The following is a 16,716-nucleotide window of genomic DNA, read 5'->3' as shown; positions in this document are numbered from 1 at the left end:
CAAGCTGGCCAGGGTTGGAATAAGTAAGTTGTAGCTAGAGGTCCAACACATGAATCTACAAGAAATGGAGCAGAACTCCGCAAAAGCCGTCGTGTTGCTCAAAGCGATGGCAAACGAGAGACGCCTACAAATCCTTTGTATGCTGCATAACCAAGAGCTGTCCGTGGGAGAGCTGTGTGCAAAGTTAGAGCTAAGCCAGTCGGCATTATCTCAGCATCTTGCTTGGCTTCGCCGTGATGAGTTAGTCACGACAAGGAAAGAAGCACAAACGGTGTACTACACATTAAAGAGTGATGAAGTGAAAGCGTTAATAAAAACACTGCATAGTCTTTATTGTGCTGAGAGTGCTCAACATTAATTAAATAGTCCTAATATACTGCCCATCTTAGAGTGTGAATCTAACTTGTTGGAATATTTGAGAGTGGCGTTAAACTTTTGATGATAGGGTACTACTCATCGATCAATTTGCTTTGTTCTCAAGTGTTTTATTAGTGCTTTCTAGTATGAGCGTTATATGGGTAATGAATAAGCTGATGTCTTTAAATGGGACATTCAGAAAAAGAAAAGCTGGCATTGCCAGCTTTTTTTATTAAGAAAATTTTGTAGATATAAAAAAACCGACACAAGGTCGGTTTTTTCTTCACTGTAAAATCAGGACTCTATTAAAGAGCTTTGATTTGTGCAGCGAAACGAGACTTATGGCGAGCTGCTTTATTCTTGTGAATAAGGCCTTTAGTTGCCATGCGGTCTAGGATAGGTGTAACTACAGCGAATGCAGCAGTTGCAGCTTCTTTGTCGCCTGCTTCGATAGCAGCAACAGTTTTCTTCATGTAAGTACGCATCATTGAGCGACGGCTAGCATTGTGCTGACGACGTTTCTCAGCTTGGATAGCGCGCTTCTTAGCAGATTTACTATTTGCCAAGGGTCTAACTCCCAAAAACTTAGTTCTGTGACAATTTAAGGGCGAGGAATATCCCTCATTTGCGCTTAAATGTCAAATGATTTGTGCAAAAACCGATCTAAGCCAAAACAAATTTTGGTAAGAGAGGTTATCGCGGTTAAGATGGCGGGGATTCTAACAGCATTTTTATACCAATGCTAATAATTATCCGCGAAAGGCACACTTATTCCTTACAACCCGCGGATAGATTTTTGACGTCTATTTGCAGCACCTGTCAGAGAAACAGTATAGGGTTAGCTGTCTTATGGTGATATTCCGAGGTTACAGTGAGTAAACGACTACTCAAGTCTGGCATGATCGTCAGTGCTATGACATTTATTTCCCGCGTTCTTGGCCTAGTTCGTGATGTTGTAGTGGCAAGTTTAATGGGGGCAGGAGCAAGCGCAGACGTCTTTTTCTTCGCCAATAAAATTCCTAATTTTTTACGACGTTTGTTTGCTGAAGGTGCTTTTTCCCAAGCGTTTGTACCTGTTTTAACGGAAAGCCATGCTCAAGGCGACATGGATAAAACTCGGGAGCTCATTGCTCGTGCAGCGGGCACGTTGGGGGTGATAGTCTCAATTGTTACCATCTTAGGTATTCTAGGTTCCGGTGTGGTGACTGCACTGTTTGGTTTTGGTTGGTTCCTAGACTGGATGCATGGTGGTCCCGCGGCTGAGAAGTTCGAACTTGCTAGCGTGATGCTCAAGATTACCTTTCCTTATTTATGGTTCATCACTTTTGTTGCCCTATCGGGAGCGATTCTTAATACACTAGGTAAGTTTGCGGTTTCTTCGTTTACTCCCGTCTTCCTCAACGTAATGATCATTTTGGCAGCATGGTTTATCTCGCCGCAGATGTCACAGTCAGAGATTGGTCTTGCCATCGGTGTTTTCCTTGGTGGTTTGGTTCAGTTCTTATTTCAAATCCCTTTCCTTATTAAAGCGGGGGTTATGGTTAAGCCAAAATGGGGCTGGCGCGATCCGGGCGTGGTGAAGATCCGAACCTTAATGATTCCTGCTTTGTTCGGTGTGTCGGTAAGCCAAATCAACTTGTTGTTTGATACTTTTATTGCCAGCTTTCTGCAAACCGGTTCGATCAGTTGGTTGTACTATTCAGATCGCTTGTTGGAATTCCCGTTAGGTCTGTTTGGTATTGCTATTGCAACGGTGATTTTACCAGCATTATCACGCAAACATGTTGACGCACAAAATGAAGGATTCGCACAAACCATGGACTGGGGGGTGCGCATGGTGATCTTACTTGGCCTTCCTGCAATGCTTGGTTTGATGGTACTGGCAAAACCTATGTTGATGGTGTTATTCATGCGAGGTGAGTTTTCGCCACAAGACGTACATCAAGCATCATTGTCACTCTTTGCTTACGCTTCAGGCTTGTTGAACTTTATGCTGATTAAAGTGCTTGCTCCGGGTTATTACTCGCGTCAAGACACCAAAACGCCAGTGAAATACGGCATCATTGCGATGGTGACCAACATGGTATTTAATGCAATTTTTGCGTACTTCTATGGCTACGTTGGCTTGGCTATCGCGACAGCACTATCGGCATTTGTGAATATGGCACTGCTGTATCGTGGCCTGCACATCGCAGAGGTATACCAAATCACTAAGCGAACCGTCTTCTTTATTATACGTTTAGCTATTGCTGGCGCGGCGATGGTTGCGGCAATCTTATGGCAACTGGAAGATATGTCAGTATGGCTGGGCTGGAGCTTTGCTCACCGAAGCGCGGTGCTAGGGATGTTGATCGGTTTAGGAGCCGTGGTTTACCTAGTGGTTCTATTTTTAACTGGTGCGCGTTTAAAAGACCTAAAAGCTGGGACAGACTGAGGGTGATTAGTATATAATCCGTCAGTTTCACACAGTGTAAAGTAAAACAGAGGCAGAAAGCAGTATCCAATGGAACTGATTAGAGGCATTCACAATATCAACCCGCGACATCATGGTTGTGTGCTGACTATTGGCAATTTCGATGGTGTCCATAAAGGCCATCAACAAGTATTGCAGCAAGTGTCTGAGCAAGCGGACAGGCTATCCTTGCCTTCTGTTGTGATGACCTTTGAACCTCAGCCGATGGAGCTGTTTGCCAAAGACAAGGCACCTGCAAGGTTGACGCGATTACGCGATAAGTTCGTGCAATTGAGTAAGCTCGATATTGACCGCTTACTGTGTGTCAATTTCAATCGCCATTTTGCAAGTTTAACCGCGGAAGAGTTTATCCGTGACTTGTTGGTCGAGCGTTTGGGTGTTAAGTTTCTTGTCGTTGGTGATGATTTCTGCTTTGGCAAAGGCCGTACAGGTAACTTTGCAATGCTGCAGGAAGCAGGGGAAAAATACGGCTTTGATGTCGTAAGTACCCAGAGCTTTTGTTTACAACAATTACGTGTCAGCAGTACGGCTATCCGTCAAGCGCTGGCGCGTGACGATTTGCATTCCGCGCAACAGATGCTGGGAAGAAACTACAGCATCAGCGGTCGTGTTTCTCATGGAAGAAAGCTAGGTCGAACCATTGGGTTCCCTACTGCAAATATTCCTTTGAAACGCTGTGTTTCTCCGGTTTCCGGAGTCTATGTTGTTCAAGCGCTTGGCTTAGGAAATAAGCCAGTTGGTGGTGTTGCTAATATTGGTCAAAGACCAACCGTCAATGGTGTTCGCCAACAGTTAGAAGTGCACTTATTCGACTTTCATGCCAATTTATATGGCAAGCAACTAGAAGTAGAACTTTTGCATAAACTTCGAGATGAGCAAAAGTTTGAGTCGTTTGAAGCACTTAAACAACAAATCGAATTGGATGCTGAAGCAGCAAGGGTGTGGCTGCGTCAGCTTAAGCGTTGAGCGGTTTATTCCACCGTTCAACATAATGTCTAATTTTCGCCCAATATAACGGAATTAAGAATCGATGAGTGAGTATAAAGATACCCTGAACTTACCTGAAACAGGGTTTCCAATGCGCGGCAACCTGGCCAATCGTGAGCCAGAAATGCTTAAGCGTTGGTACAAAGAAGATCTTTACGGTGAAATCCGTAAAGCTAAGAAAGGCAAAAAGTCATTCGTATTGCACGATGGCCCTCCTTACGCAAATGGTGACATTCATATTGGTCACGCACTAAACAAGATTCTTAAAGACATTATTATTAAATCCAAAACACTTTCAGGTTTTGACGCACCTTACATCCCAGGCTGGGACTGCCACGGTCTACCAATCGAATTAATGGTAGAGAAGAAAGTAGGTAAGCCAGGCCAAAAAGTGACAGCAGCGGAATTCCGCGAGAAATGTCGTGAATACGCAGCAGGTCAGGTTGAAGGTCAGAAAGAGAGCTTCAAACGCCTTGGTATCATGGGTGAGTGGGACAAGCCATACCGCACTATGGATTTCGCAACTGAAGCGAACATTATTCGTGCTCTTGGTAAGATCGCAAGCAATGGTCACCTGCTAAAAGGTTTCAAACCTGTTCACTGGTGTACAGACTGTGGTTCTGCTCTTGCTGAAGCGGAAGTAGAGTACAAAGATAAAGTATCGCCATCTATCGACGTTCGTTTTAAAACGGCTGACGAAGCGGCACTATTGTCTAAGTTTGAACTGACAGAAGGTCATGAAGGTCACGGTGACGTATCTATCGTTATCTGGACAACAACACCTTGGACACTGCCAGCAAACCGCGCAGTATGTCTACGTGATGATCTAGAGTACGTGCTTATCCAAACAGAAGGCGACAACGCTGAGCGTATTATCGTTGCTGCTGAGCTGGCGAAAGACGTAATGGACCGTGCGGGTATCGAGCACTTCCACAACCTTGGCTTTGCTAAAGGTGCGGATCTAGAGCTTTCTCAATTCCAACACCCATTCTACGATTTCACTGTACCGGCGATCCTTGGTGATCACGTTACAACTGATTCAGGTACTGGTGTTGTTCACACTGCACCTGGTCACGGTCAAGAAGACTTCGCGGTTGGTAATAAGTACAACCTAGAAGTAGCAAACCCAGTTGGTTCAAACGGTGTTTACCTACCAGATACAGAGCTGTTTGCTGGTCAGCACGTATTTAAAGCGAACGATGCGGTAGTAGAAGTACTGAAAGAAAAAGGTGCACTACTACACCACCACGCTTACGAGCACAGCTACCCACACTGTTGGCGTCATAAGACTCCAATCATCTTCCGTGCTACGCCTCAATGGTTCGTTTCTATGGACCAAGCTGGCCTACGTGCTAAAGCACTAGAGTCAATCAAGAACGTAGAGTGGATGCCTGAGTGGGGTCAAAGCCGCATCGAAGGTATGATCGAAGGTCGCCCTGAGTGGTGTATCTCTCGTCAACGTACTTGGGGTGTGCCAATTGCTCTGTTTGTTCATAAAGAAACAGCAGAACTTCATCCAAACACGCTAGAGCTGATCGAGAAAGTCGCTAAGCTGGTTGAAGAGAAAGGCATCCAAGCATGGTGGGATGTAGATGCAGCTGAACTACTAGGTGCAGACGCTGACCAATACGAAAAAGTGCTAGATACGCTAGACGTATGGTTCGATTCAGGTGTGACTCACTTCTCTGTTGTTGATGCTCGTGAAGAGTACAACGGCAACAGTGCAGACCTATACCTAGAAGGTTCTGACCAACACCGTGGTTGGTTCCAGTCTTCTCTAATTTCATCTATCGCGATGAAAGACGAAGCGCCTTACAAACAAGTACTGACACACGGTTTCGTGGTTGATGGTCAGGGTCGTAAGATGTCTAAATCTATCGGTAACGTGGTTGCGCCAAAAGACGTAACTAACAAGCTAGGTGCTGACATTCTTCGTCTATGGGTTGCTTCAACAGACTACACTGGTGAAGTTGCGGTTTCTGATGAAATCCTAAAACGTAGCGCAGATGCTTACCGTCGTATCCGTAACACAGCGCGTTTCTTCCTAGCTAACCTGAGCGGCTTCAACCCTGAAACAGACATCGTTCCTGTTGAAGAGATGGTTGCGCTAGATCGCTGGGCAGTTGGTCGTGCACTAGCAGCACAAGAAGAGATTGTTAAAGCATACGAAGAGTACAACACACACGGTGTAACTCAGCGTCTAATGCAATTCTGTTCAATCGAAATGGGCTCTTTCTACCTAGACGTAATTAAAGACCGTCAGTACACAGCAAAACGTGGCGGCAACGCTCAACGTAGCTGTCAGACAGCACTTTACTACATCGTAGAAGCGCTAGTTCGTTGGATGGCGCCAATCATGTCGTTCACTGCAGATGAAATCTGGAACGAAATGCCAGGTCAACGCGACAAGTTCGTATTCACTGGTGAGTGGTTCGACGGCCTATTCGGTCTTGCTGAAGGTGAAGAGCTGAACAACGAATTCTGGACTGAGATCCAAGCGGTTCGTGGTGCAGTAAACAAACTTCTAGAAGATGCGCGTAAAGAGAAAACCATTGGTGGTGCACTACAAGCTGAAGTGACTCTATTTGCTGATGACGCACTAGCGGCGAAGATCAACAAACTTGAAGATGAACTGCGCTTTGTTCTACTAACATCTGCTGCGAAAGTTAAGCCTCTAGGTGAGAAGACGGATGCAGCACAAGCGACAGATATCGAAGGCTTGTTTGTTGAAGTAGCAGCAGCTGAAGGCGAGAAGTGTGACCGTTGTTGGCATCACACGCCAGACGTAGGCACAATCGAAGGTCACGAGAAGATCTGTGGTCGTTGTGTGTCTAACGTAGACGGCGAAGGTGAAGTACGTAAATTCGCGTAATTGCCTAGAACGACTGAACTTTTTTTAAAATTAACAGCCCCAGTATTTACTGGGGCTGTTTGTAGGTAAAGTAATGAGTGAAAAAGCACTGACGTTAAAGCAATCTGGAGTTCGCTGGCTGTGGTTAGCAATTCTGGTATTTATTGCAGATATTGGCATCAAATTGGTGGTGATGGACAACATGGGCTACGGATGGGCAAACCGAATTGAGGTGTTGCCATTCTTCAACCTACTTTACGTTCATAACTACGGTGCCGCTTTCAGCTTCTTGAGCGATCAAGCTGGTTGGCAGCGCTGGTTATTTACAGGTATCGCGTTTGTTGTTACGGGTCTTTTGACCTACTGGATGAGTAAGCTTCCAGCAAAAGAAAAATGGAACAACATTGCTTATGCACTGATTATTGGTGGTGCAGTGGGCAACGTGTTTGACCGCGTCGTTCATGGCTTTGTTGTTGATTACCTAGACTTCTTCTGGGGTAACTACCACTGGCCAGCATTCAACCTTGCTGACATGGCGATCTGTATTGGTGCGGCAATGATTATTCTGGATGGCTTCCGTAAAAAAGACGCTGACAAGTAATCTTTTGCGGTATATCGAATAACCCTAAGCGTCGTCCGTTGATTCGAGCGACGCTTTTTATTATGTTGGAGCGCCAATCAGCATATCAATGTATAAAAAGACCAAGCTGACAGCGTAATAACCCAAGAACAAGGAAGCATTAACGTGACAACAATAACCAATGAATCGGTAGTAACCCTTCACTTTACGATTAAAATGAAAGACGGATCGGTTGCAGATAGTACTCATAACATGGGTAAACCAGCGAAATTTGTTATGGGTGATGGCAGCTTGAGTGAAAACTTTGAGCAGTGCTTGATAGGCCTCGAAACAGGCGCACAAAAAGCGATTGAGCTAAAGGCAGAAGACGCGTTTGGTATGCCAAACCCTGATCATATTCACTATATGGATCGCACTAAATTTGTAGGTGATGCAGAAGTGGAAGTTGGTACAATCATGGCCTTCAGTGGCCCTGATGGCATGGAAATCCCGGGCATTATTACAGAGATTGCAGGCGATTCAGTCACTGTGGACTTCAACCATCCTCTAGCGGGACAAGACGTGACTTTCGAAGTTGAAATTTTGTCAGTAGAATAGCGAACCAAATAAAAGATAACTTCCATGAGCAATGAAATGAAAATCCTGTTAGCTAACCCACGTGGTTTCTGTGCTGGTGTTGACCGCGCGATTAGCATCGTAGAGCGTGCGCTAGAGATGTATCAGCCACCGATTTATGTGCGTCATGAAGTGGTGCATAACCGTTTTGTGGTTGAAGGTCTAAAACAGCGTGGTGCTATCTTCGTTGAAGAGCTGCATGAAGTGCCAGACAACAACATTGTGATTTTTTCTGCTCATGGTGTATCGCAGGCGGTTCGTCAGGAAGCCAAGCTGCGTGATTTGACCGTATTTGACGCAACGTGTCCTTTAGTAACCAAGGTGCATATGGAAGTGGCGCGTGCGAGCCGTCGTAATATGGAAGTGGTTCTGATTGGTCACGCAGGTCACCCTGAAGTCGAAGGTACGATGGGGCAATACGCCAGTGAAACCGGTGGTATGTACTTGGTTGAAACTCCAGCCGATGTTGAGAAACTGAAGGCGATTGTGAAAGATCCATCCGATCTTCATTACGTAAGCCAAACGACGCTTTCTGTCGATGAAACTGCCGATGTTATCGAAGAGCTACGCCGCGTGTTCCCAGATATCCAAGGTCCACGTAAAGACGATATCTGTTACGCGACACAAAACCGCCAAGATGCCGTACGTGAATTAGCTGGTGACGTAGATGTGATGGTTGTGGTGGGTTCTAAAAACTCATCAAACTCTACACGTCTTAAAGAGCTAGCTGAAAAGCTAGGGACACCTGGCTACTTAACCGACTGTCCGGAAGATATCAAACCTGAGTGGTTTGAAGGCAAAACAAAGGTCGGCGTGACTGCGGGAGCATCTGCTCCGGAAGAGCTCGTTAATCAGATTCTAGAGCGAATCAAAGAACTCGTTGGTGCCGAAGCGGTTGATGAAGTACTTGGCCGTGAAGAGAATATGTTCTTTGAAGTACCTAAAGAACTGCAAATCAAGCAAGTGGATTAGTCTCCATTTATCGAATATTCAAAAGGCGACCTGTGGGGTCGCCTTTTTTACATCTCTCTTAACTCATTTAGGTAATCACGAATTTGGTCTTTTCCTAAACCATCGATAATCATATCAGACACCTTCGTGATTCTTCGCTCAAGCGATTGAGCAACCTTTTCGCAATGTGCGTACATGTCTTCATCAGAACCATCGGTCGGAAAAGCATCAACTTGCCAGTTTACTCGAACACCACCTGCAAGCCACTGAGGAGCGGTTTCTTGATGTAAAGAATCACAGAGAATAATAACGATGTCGGGAAGAAACTGAGTTCGCTCCTCCCATGAATGCGTGTGGATATGCGGAATGGGGAGTTGGTGGTCATCTAAATATTTTTGCACCACTGGGTGCACCTTGCCTGTGGGATGTGAGCCTCCACTGGTGACACTAAAATCTGCTGGCAGGATATTGGTTGCGATTGACTCCGCGAGGACGCTTCGTCCAGCGTTGTGCTTACATATGAATAAAACTTTATACATCATCGCCTCGTCTTTTCAGAGCGTCCTATTTATACGCTAGCGGAAACTCAGCGATGATGTGTGAAGTTTTTGTGTTAGTGGCTAATGCCGAGCATCTCTTTGAGCACCTTTAAGTAGCGGCGGCTTACTGGTATCTCAAAGCCTGTTTTGGTGATGATTTCCGCTAACCCATTTTCCAGTAACTTGATTTCGCTAATCGCTTTAATACTGACTAAGTATTGACGATGGCAGCGGACTAGAGGGGTTTTCTCTTCCAACGTTTTTAATGTCAGTTGGGTGCTCGCGGTTTGGCTGGTGGAGCGTACATGCACGCCGCTGATATCACTGTAAGCACATTCCACCGTGTCGGTGGCCATGATAACGATGCGGTTGTGTCCGATGCACGGTATCTGATCCAACGTGTCAGGTGTAATAGCAGACAGTTGTTGCGTTAGGGCGGATTGGCTAATGACTTTGTTTAGTCGTTTGACCGTTTTAGTTAACCGGCATGGGTCGACAGGTTTGAGCAAGTAATCAAAGGCATTGTCTTCAAATGCTTGAATCGCATACTGATCATAAGCCGTGACAAAAACCACATAAGGCATGGTTTCTGGATCAAGCATCCCAAGTAGTTCAATCCCCGTGACTTGAGGCATTTGGATATCGAGAAACACTACATCAGGCTTAAGTTCATTGATTTTTTTTAGGCCAAGGATTGCGTTTGAGGCATCGCCCACGACCTCAACTTGGCCTGTTTCATCCAGTAACTCTGCTAGCTCTTCACGAGCAAACTGTTCATCATCAATGACGAGTGCGGTTAACATCCAACATTACCTTTATTGCTTCAGCGTGCTTTTATGATTTTGGGGGAATGATAAAGCTCATTTTAGTAAATTGATGTGGCTCGCACGTAATTTTTAGCGCTGCATCACGTCCAAATTGATTAGTGAGACGTTTGTCGACAATTTCTAAACCTAGGCCTGAGTGGTTTTCTTTTGGCGGTTCAAAACTGCCTGCGTTGTCTTCGACGATAATCAAGTGACCTTGTGGGTGTGCTTCGCTGTAGATATGAACTTTACCACCTTCAAGCATGTTTGAAATGCCATGCTTAATGGCATTCTCAACCAAAGGCTGGAGTGTAAAGCTTGGTAATTTGATGTCCAGCAATTCAGGTTGAATATCGATTTCAACCTCTAAGCGGTCCGTAAAACGCGCTTTTTCGATGCTCAAGTACGAGTTCACATGTGCAAGCTCTTCCTTTAACGTCACGGTATTAATGTTCTGCTTTAAATTGCTGCGGAAGAAGTGCGATAAATTTTGGATTAGCTCGCGCGCTTTGTCAGGGTCACGACGAGTAATCGCACTAATAGTATTGAGTGCATTAAACAAAAAGTGTGGATTCACCTGAGCGTGAAGCAATTTTATTTCTGCTTGGGCGAGTAAGGCTTGTTGTTGTTGGTAATCGCCATAAAGGATTTGGCTAGATAGAAGCTGGGCTATTCCTTCCGCCATCGACATGTTGGCCGTCGAGAACAATTTACGCTTCGGTTCATACAGCTTTATGGTACCAATGACCTCTTTCCCTGCACGCAGTGGGATGATCAGCGCAGATCCGAGCTTGCAATCTTTTGCAATGGAGCATTGGTATGGACGCTCCGCGCCATCAAGATAAATGATGTCGTTTTTCTCCATGGAGTCTAATGTGCTTTGCGATGAAATCGGCGTGTTTGGTTTATGGTGATCATCGCCAATACCCACAAACGCCAAGATTTTTTCTTGGTCAGTAATCGCGACAGCGCCCACTTTGGTTTCTTCGTAAATAATACGCGCGATTTTCTCTGCGTTTTCGGTGTTGAAGCCGTTGCTTAGAATTCCCACTGAGCGATCAGCAATGGTGAGCGCTCGACGCGAAAACGTCGCAGAAAACTTTTCAAAGATTGCTTTTCTGTCTTGCAGGATACTCATGAACAACGCCGCACCAAATGAATTCGCGATGATCATAGGCGCTGCAATAGCGGACACCAGTTCATAGGCTTGATCAAAAGGTTTCGCGACGGCGAGCAGCAAAATCATTTGCACCACTTCTGCAACAAACGTGACGCTGAATACGACGCTTGGATTAAACAGCAATGCGCCTTTATTTCGCTTGATAAGGTAAACGTGGAGTAAGCCACCAATTACGCCCTCGGCGGTGGTTGAAATTGCGCAGGCTAGGTCAGTAAAGCCACCAAGAGAGTATCGATGGATGCCACCAGTAAATCCGACGGCGAAACCTACAACAGGTCCACCAAACAGCCCGCCCATAACTGCGCCGATCGCACGAGTATTGGCAATAGCATCGTTGATGTGCAGACCGAAATAGGTGCCGAGAATACAAAAGCCAGAGAAGAGTACGTAACAAATTAGGCGGTGGCTTAAGCGCGAAGAAATACTCAGCAAAGGTAAGATGATTGGCGTTTTACTTAGCATGTAAGCCAAAACTAAGTACACACACATCTGTTGTAAAAGGGAGATGACTAGTTCCATAGTGAACCTAACCTAGAATCAATGTTGTTATTGTATACCTAAGTAACCTCAAGATGCTTGGCTCAGATAGATAAGAACAGCTAAGTAAATGATGCTGCGCTGTGCTTTCTGAGTCTTAAAGTGACTTGGGTATAAAACAAAAAGAGCCTGCAATTGGCAGGCTCCTATCTTAGTCACTCAGATGTGACGAGTATTACGCTGTTTCTGATACGGCTTGTGGTTTCTCTTCGTCAGCCAGTTCAGTTTCACCTTTACCCTTAGAGGTTTTGATAACGTAACCTGTCACAGCTAGGGCAAACACAATACCTACGATAGTTGATAGTTGCATTGGCAGACCAAAACCTAGCGAGCTGTTGTTTAAGATGAACGTGACACATACCGTGGTCATGAAGATAGCTGGGATAGTGGTAATCCAGTGCAGCTTGTTGTGACGCAGTAGGTAAGCGGACGCAGTCCAAAGCATCATTACCGCTGTTGTTTGGTTTGCAAAACCGAAGTAGCGCCAGATAATGCCGAAGTCTACTTGAGTTAAGATACCGCCGATAACGAACAGTGGAAGTGCCATCAGTAGACGGTTACGTAGCGTTTTTTGTTCCATGTTGAAGTATTCAGCAAGGATCAAGCGGCTTGAACGGAACGCTGTATCGCCAGACGTAATTGGTAGGATAACCACCCCCAGGAACGCAAGGATACCACCGAACACACCTAGCAGACCAAATGATGCGCTGTATACCACGTTACCAGGACCACCGTTTTTCACAGCTTCGGATAGAGCGTCTAGAGAGCCGAAGAAAGACAGAGCGATAGCACACCAAATTAGCGCGATAACACCTTCACCAATCATTGCACCGTAGAATACGAAGCGACCGTTTTTCTCATTTTCCATACAACGCGCCATCAGTGGAGACTGAGTTGCGTGGAAGCCAGAGATAGCGCCACATGCGATAGTGATGAACAATGCAGGCCATAACGGCATGTCATTTGGGTTGAGGTTAGAGAACATGTCCGAAACTTGGAAGTCACCCATTACTGTGTGTTCGCTAGAGAAAGCAACGGCTGTCATTAGGCCAACAGACATAAAGATAAGTAGGGCGCCAAACAGTGGGTAGAAACGACCAATGATTTTATCGACAGGAACAATCGTCGCAATGATGTAGTAAGCAAAGATAGCAATAACCATCGTTGTCATGCTTACACTCAAGCTTGTTTGATCATTGATGAGGTTAGTAATCATGCCAGCAGGGGCTGAAACGAACACTACGCCAACTAGAAGCAATAGGACAATGGCAAAAATATTCATAAAGTGTTTTGCGCCATTACCTAGGTAGCGACCTGTAATGGTAGGTACAGATGCACCGCCGTTACGCACTGAAAGCATGCCTGAGAAGTAATCGTGTACTGCACCAGCAAAAATACAACCGACTACAATCCAAAGCATCGCCGCAGGACCGTATAGTGCCCCCATGATCGGGCCAAAAATTGGACCCACACCTGCGATGTTTAGTAGTTGAACTAGGTAAACTTTCTTTGTTGACATTGGAACGAAGTCAACACCGTCCGATTTGGTGTGAGCTGGCGTTTGGCGTTTTTCATTGATGCCGAAAATCTTCTCGACGAAAGCGCCGTAGATGAAATATCCGCCGATTAGGGCTGCGACACAGGTTAGAAACCACATCATAGCAATTGTCCTTGGTCTTAGTTGGGTAGGGTAATTTTTTAATCTCAGGATGCATGTTATGCGTCACTTGTGTTAAATGCATTCGGTTAGTAGATGAGTGGTCGAATAGAGCACTGAGTGGTCGATATGCTGCTTGAGCGGTTTTTAAAAATGGCGAAAGGTTGATGACAGTCTTGAGTGGCTGATTTGAGTCATCAGTGGTTAAATCTGCAAGCTCAGCGGCAAGCGCCAATAATTAGTGGTAAGCTTATTTTTGAAAACAACTACTTAAGGAAGAACCATGAAAAAGGTAACGGTAGGTCTGGCACTGGCTTTACTTGCAGGATGCACAGCAACGACAGCAGATCTTGCCAAGTCGGGAGATTGGCATCAGATCGGATATCAAGATGGCATAACCGGACACACATCGCGCACGATGAGCGAGCTTCGTGAGTTGGGTAGTGTTAAGCAAAGTGACTACGACCAAGGTTATTTAGAAGGTTTACGTGAGTACTGTAATCCTGCTTTTGCGTATCAAATGGGGTTATCTGGTCAGTATTACGAAGGGGTTTGTGAAGGTACTGAGCAAGCGCAAAAATTCCGCATGGAATGGCAACGTGGTTGGAATGAATACTCAAATTAATAGTCAATAAAGCCGTTGTTACACTGTCTGCATCACATAAATGTGGCAAAATCTTCCTTATTAAACTATGTTCATACTGCTTGATAGTGAGCACAGAAAAAAGGAATCACATTATGTCAACGCAAATGGCTGGTGGCTGGAGTCCATTTCATGAACTCACAGCAGATAATAAAGAAGTATTTGCTAAAGGTATCGAGGGGTTTGTCGGTGTCAAATACTCCCCTTTGGTTGTGGCTACTCAAGTCGTAGCCGGACAAAACTATGCGTTTTTCTGTAATGCAGAAGTTGTCTACCCTGGAGCACAACCATACCCAGCAATGGTTCATATGTTCAGTGACCTTGAAGGTAAAGTCGGTATTACTCACATTGAACGATTGAACTACTAAATTAAGCCATAAAAGGCGCCTGACTTTTAAATAAGTGAGGCGCTTTATTGATTAAGATTGATTAGCTTGCTCGATCACGACTTTTCTTAAATATCCTTGCTTGGCGTTCAGTTGCTCAGTTGCGCTTTCTTTATCCAGCCCGGTTAAAATCATCAAAATCGCTAACTTGGCGTCGTAGTCCGTTTCTTTGAGCGCCGTTTTAGCCTCTTGGTTAGTACAATCTGTTGCTTGCATAACAATACGAGCCGCTCTTGCAACTAGCTTTGCATTCGTCGCTTTCACATCTACCATTAAGTTCTGATAACTTTTGCCCAGGCGAATCATGCTTGCGGTAGTGAGCATGTTCAGTACGAGTTTTTGTGCTGTCCCTGATTTTAAGCGAGTGGATCCCGTTAACGCTTCAGGTCCAACAACGGGGCTAATCGCAATATCAGCAATATCTGCAATCGGAGAGTCAGGGTTACAAGATAGTGCTACAGTGGTGGCACCAAGCTCGTTCGCATACTCTAAGCCACCAATCACGTAAGGTGTTCGTCCACTTGCCGCAATACCAACGACGACATCGCGTTGTGTTAGCGTATTCTCTTTAAGATCTTGCTCGCCCAATGCTGGGTCGTCCTCCGCCCCTTCTTTTGCACGGAACATTGCCTCTTTTCCACCGGCAATAATACCAACGACCATCTCTGGGTCTGTGCCAAAAGTTGGTGGGCATTCTGAAGCGTCCAAAACGCCAAGTCGACCACTGGTACCCGCACCGATGTAAAACAACCGACCTCCGACCTTAAATGCTTCCGTGATCTTATCAACGGCTTCAGCGATCTCAGGCAATACTTTTTCAACGGCAAGAGGAACGAGTTTGTCCTGTTGGTTGATGCGTTGAACAATATCGAGAGAAGGCAGCAAGTCGATGTCCATGGTGTCTGGATTTCGCCCTTCAGATACCAGATGGGATAAAGCTGCGATAAGTGCATCGTTCGTCATAATGAATTAAGCCTTTTTGTTTAGGATCTATTGCCCTTAATTTTTTGAATAGAGTACACCCAGTGAAGCGAGACGACTTGCCCCCGTAACTTCCGGTAAGTTGCTAGGGAGGCCGTGAATATGACGCTGCGCAAGCCAAGCAAACGCCATTGCCTCCATGTAATCGCCATCAACACCTTTTTCTGCCGTTGTCGCAACGCTCCATTGTGGCAATAACTTGGCCAGTCGTTGCATCAAAAGCGGGTTTCTTGCTCCACCGCCACAGACCAATAGTTGAGGTGTGATGCCATGAGAAAACTTGTCGACTTCGTTGGCAATGGTAATTGCAGAATACTCGCAAAGTGTACGTTGTACGTCTTCGATTGGTAAATTGTGATGGGCCAGTTGTTGATGCAGCCAGTCAATATTGAACAGTTCTCGTCCGGTACTTTTAGGGGCTGGCATGGCGAGGTAAGCTTCTTTGAGTAATTGAGTCAACAAAGCAGCGTTTACCGTTCCTTTAAGTGCAAATTGTGCATCTTCGTCGAAGCTTTGCCCAGTATGCAGCGCACACCATGCGTCCATCAACATATTGCCCGGGCCTGTGTCATAGCCAATGACTGGTTGTTCTGGATGCAGTACCGAGATATTGGCAATGCCTCCAATGTTAAGCACCACAGTTGTGGAATCCTGCATCGCAAAAATGCTTTTATGGAAAGCAGGGACGAGTGGGGCACCTTGTCCACCTAGCGCCATGTCTTTACGACGAAAATCCGCTACCGTATCAATGCCTGTCTTGACCGCGATAATGTTTGCATCGCCCAATTGAGTGGTAAACGGCAAGTTTCCGGTAGGCTGATGGAACACTGTTTGACCGTGATTACCAATCGCACGAATTTGATCTGCGACGTAATCAGACTTATTGAGCAGCTGTAACACAGCATCTGCAAATAGGTGGCCGAGCTGATGGTCAAGTTCACCTATGGCTTTTAAATTTGTTGCTTGACCGGTACAAACAGATAACAGCATGTCTTTTAGTGCTGCGGGCATTGGGTAGTCGTCGTGCGCAATCAGACGAACGTGCTCATCGCTTATTTCAACTAGAGCGGTATCAACACCATCCATACTCGTTCCAGACATCACACCAATGTACAGTTCGTTAAATTTCATAGCCGATCTCGTCAATTCTTCATTCACTTATTGTAAAGCAAA

At 45.5% G+C, this 16,716-nt stretch carries 16 protein-coding genes; 9 read left to right on the top strand and 7 right to left on the bottom strand.

Going from position 1 to position 16,716, the window contains the following annotated elements:
• Positions 1-49 precede the first annotated feature (49 nt).
• Complete coding sequence (locus R7E38_RS09860) at positions 50-358, top strand: ArsR/SmtB family transcription factor (protein ID WP_005381940.1); 309 nt, start codon at positions 50-52, stop codon at positions 356-358.
• Between the two features lie 304 nt (positions 359-662).
• Here the strand turns inward: R7E38_RS09860 and rpsT are convergent, their stop codons facing one another.
• Positions 663-923: a 30S ribosomal protein S20 gene (gene rpsT, locus R7E38_RS09855; RefSeq protein ID WP_005381938.1), complete on the bottom strand. Its 261-nt coding sequence runs from the start codon at positions 921-923 to the stop codon at positions 663-665.
• A gap of 305 nt (positions 924-1,228) precedes the next feature.
• Between rpsT and murJ the strand changes: the two genes are divergently transcribed.
• From murJ to ispH, 6 genes are all read left to right on the top strand, one after another.
• The gene (gene murJ, locus R7E38_RS09850; RefSeq protein WP_222712336.1) at positions 1,229-2,791 is read left to right on the top strand and encodes a murein biosynthesis integral membrane protein MurJ; all 1,563 of its coding nucleotides are present in this window, start codon (positions 1,229-1,231) and stop codon (positions 2,789-2,791) included.
• Positions 2,792-2,860: 69 nt separating this feature from the next.
• On the top strand, positions 2,861-3,796 hold the full coding sequence (ribF, locus tag R7E38_RS09845) for a bifunctional riboflavin kinase/FAD synthetase (protein ID WP_005381933.1): 936 nt from the start codon (positions 2,861-2,863) through the stop codon (positions 3,794-3,796).
• 64 nt (positions 3,797-3,860) lie between these two features.
• Positions 3,861-6,689, top strand: coding sequence for an isoleucine--tRNA ligase (gene ileS, locus R7E38_RS09840; protein ID WP_213896350.1), 2,829 nt, complete (start codon positions 3,861-3,863; stop codon positions 6,687-6,689).
• Between the two features lie 73 nt (positions 6,690-6,762).
• A complete protein-coding gene (gene lspA, locus R7E38_RS09835; protein WP_005385948.1) occupies positions 6,763-7,269 on the top strand; it encodes a signal peptidase II in 507 nt (168 codons plus the stop codon).
• Positions 7,270-7,413: 144 nt separating this feature from the next.
• Complete coding sequence (gene fkpB / locus R7E38_RS09830; protein WP_005381922.1) at positions 7,414-7,845, top strand: FKBP-type peptidyl-prolyl cis-trans isomerase; 432 nt, start codon at positions 7,414-7,416, stop codon at positions 7,843-7,845.
• A 24-nt stretch (positions 7,846-7,869) separates the two neighbouring features.
• Positions 7,870-8,835, top strand: a complete 966-nt coding sequence (gene ispH / locus R7E38_RS09825; protein ID WP_017636164.1) for a 4-hydroxy-3-methylbut-2-enyl diphosphate reductase — start codon at positions 7,870-7,872, stop codon at positions 8,833-8,835.
• Positions 8,836-8,882: 47 nt separating this feature from the next.
• Here ispH and R7E38_RS09820 read toward each other — a convergent pair whose 3' ends face one another.
• The 4 genes from R7E38_RS09820 to R7E38_RS09805 form a co-directional block, all read right to left on the bottom strand.
• Positions 8,883-9,356, bottom strand: a complete 474-nt coding sequence (locus tag R7E38_RS09820; RefSeq protein ID WP_033906110.1) for a low molecular weight phosphatase family protein — start codon at positions 9,354-9,356, stop codon at positions 8,883-8,885.
• A 71-nt stretch (positions 9,357-9,427) separates the two neighbouring features.
• Complete coding sequence (btsR, locus tag R7E38_RS09815; protein ID WP_005381917.1) at positions 9,428-10,156, bottom strand: two-component system response regulator BtsR; 729 nt, start codon at positions 10,154-10,156, stop codon at positions 9,428-9,430.
• Between the two features lie 31 nt (positions 10,157-10,187).
• Positions 10,188-11,858 (bottom strand): sensor histidine kinase, encoded by a 1,671-nt coding sequence (locus R7E38_RS09810; RefSeq protein ID WP_104975869.1) that lies wholly within the window; start codon positions 11,856-11,858, stop codon positions 10,188-10,190.
• A gap of 193 nt (positions 11,859-12,051) precedes the next feature.
• Positions 12,052-13,536 carry a carbon starvation protein A gene (locus R7E38_RS09805; RefSeq protein ID WP_005381914.1) on the bottom strand — a complete coding sequence of 495 codons (1,485 nt, stop codon included), beginning with the start codon at positions 13,534-13,536 and terminating at the stop codon, positions 12,052-12,054.
• A 280-nt stretch (positions 13,537-13,816) separates the two neighbouring features.
• Here R7E38_RS09805 and R7E38_RS09800 point away from each other — a divergent pair, with 280 nt between their 5' ends.
• The gene (locus R7E38_RS09800; protein ID WP_005381912.1) at positions 13,817-14,158 is read left to right on the top strand and encodes a DUF2799 domain-containing protein; all 342 of its coding nucleotides are present in this window, start codon (positions 13,817-13,819) and stop codon (positions 14,156-14,158) included.
• Between the two features lie 113 nt (positions 14,159-14,271).
• Positions 14,272-14,544, top strand: a complete 273-nt coding sequence (locus R7E38_RS09795; protein WP_053350226.1) for a hypothetical protein — start codon at positions 14,272-14,274, stop codon at positions 14,542-14,544.
• Between the two features lie 51 nt (positions 14,545-14,595).
• Here R7E38_RS09795 and murQ read toward each other — a convergent pair whose 3' ends face one another.
• Both murQ and R7E38_RS09785 read right to left on the bottom strand, forming a co-directional pair.
• Positions 14,596-15,525, bottom strand: coding sequence for an N-acetylmuramic acid 6-phosphate etherase (gene murQ / locus R7E38_RS09790; RefSeq protein ID WP_025768437.1), 930 nt, complete (start codon positions 15,523-15,525; stop codon positions 14,596-14,598).
• Positions 15,526-15,561: 36 nt separating this feature from the next.
• On the bottom strand, positions 15,562-16,674 hold the full coding sequence (locus R7E38_RS09785) for an anhydro-N-acetylmuramic acid kinase (protein ID WP_226083826.1): 1,113 nt from the start codon (positions 16,672-16,674) through the stop codon (positions 15,562-15,564).
• Positions 16,675-16,716: the final 42 nt, after the last annotated feature.

The sequence above is a fragment of the Vibrio sp. Vb2131 genome (assembly GCF_033338535.1).
In the GTDB taxonomy this organism is placed as follows: Bacteria; Pseudomonadota; Gammaproteobacteria; order Enterobacterales; family Vibrionaceae; genus Vibrio; species Vibrio alginolyticus.
The sequence above is the reverse complement of the archived record's forward strand: the minus strand, read 5'-3'. Positions and strand labels throughout refer to the sequence as shown.

Excerpts from the sequence above, each read along its gene's own strand:
- R7E38_RS09860 (WP_005381940.1), top strand. The coding sequence starts at position 50 with ATGAATCTACAAGAAATGGAGCAGAACTCCGCAAAAGCCGTCGTGTTG.
- R7E38_RS09785 (WP_226083826.1), bottom strand. The coding sequence starts at position 16,674 with ATGAAATTTAACGAACTGTACATTGGTGTGATGTCTGGAACGAGTATG.
- btsR (WP_005381917.1), bottom strand. The coding sequence starts at position 10,156 with ATGTTAACCGCACTCGTCATTGATGATGAACAGTTTGCTCGTGAAGAG.
- R7E38_RS09800 (WP_005381912.1), top strand. The coding sequence starts at position 13,817 with ATGAAAAAGGTAACGGTAGGTCTGGCACTGGCTTTACTTGCAGGATGC.
- murQ (WP_025768437.1), bottom strand. The coding sequence starts at position 15,525 with ATGACGAACGATGCACTTATCGCAGCTTTATCCCATCTGGTATCTGAA.
- ileS (WP_213896350.1), top strand. The coding sequence starts at position 3,861 with ATGAGTGAGTATAAAGATACCCTGAACTTACCTGAAACAGGGTTTCCA.
- lspA (WP_005385948.1), top strand. The coding sequence starts at position 6,763 with ATGAGTGAAAAAGCACTGACGTTAAAGCAATCTGGAGTTCGCTGGCTG.
- ispH (WP_017636164.1), top strand. The coding sequence starts at position 7,870 with ATGAGCAATGAAATGAAAATCCTGTTAGCTAACCCACGTGGTTTCTGT.
- R7E38_RS09810 (WP_104975869.1), bottom strand. The coding sequence starts at position 11,858 with ATGGAACTAGTCATCTCCCTTTTACAACAGATGTGTGTGTACTTAGTT.
- R7E38_RS09820 (WP_033906110.1), bottom strand. The coding sequence starts at position 9,356 with ATGATGTATAAAGTTTTATTCATATGTAAGCACAACGCTGGACGAAGC.
- R7E38_RS09805 (WP_005381914.1), bottom strand. The coding sequence starts at position 13,536 with ATGATGTGGTTTCTAACCTGTGTCGCAGCCCTAATCGGCGGATATTTC.
- R7E38_RS09795 (WP_053350226.1), top strand. The coding sequence starts at position 14,272 with ATGTCAACGCAAATGGCTGGTGGCTGGAGTCCATTTCATGAACTCACA.
- ribF (WP_005381933.1), top strand. The coding sequence starts at position 2,861 with ATGGAACTGATTAGAGGCATTCACAATATCAACCCGCGACATCATGGT.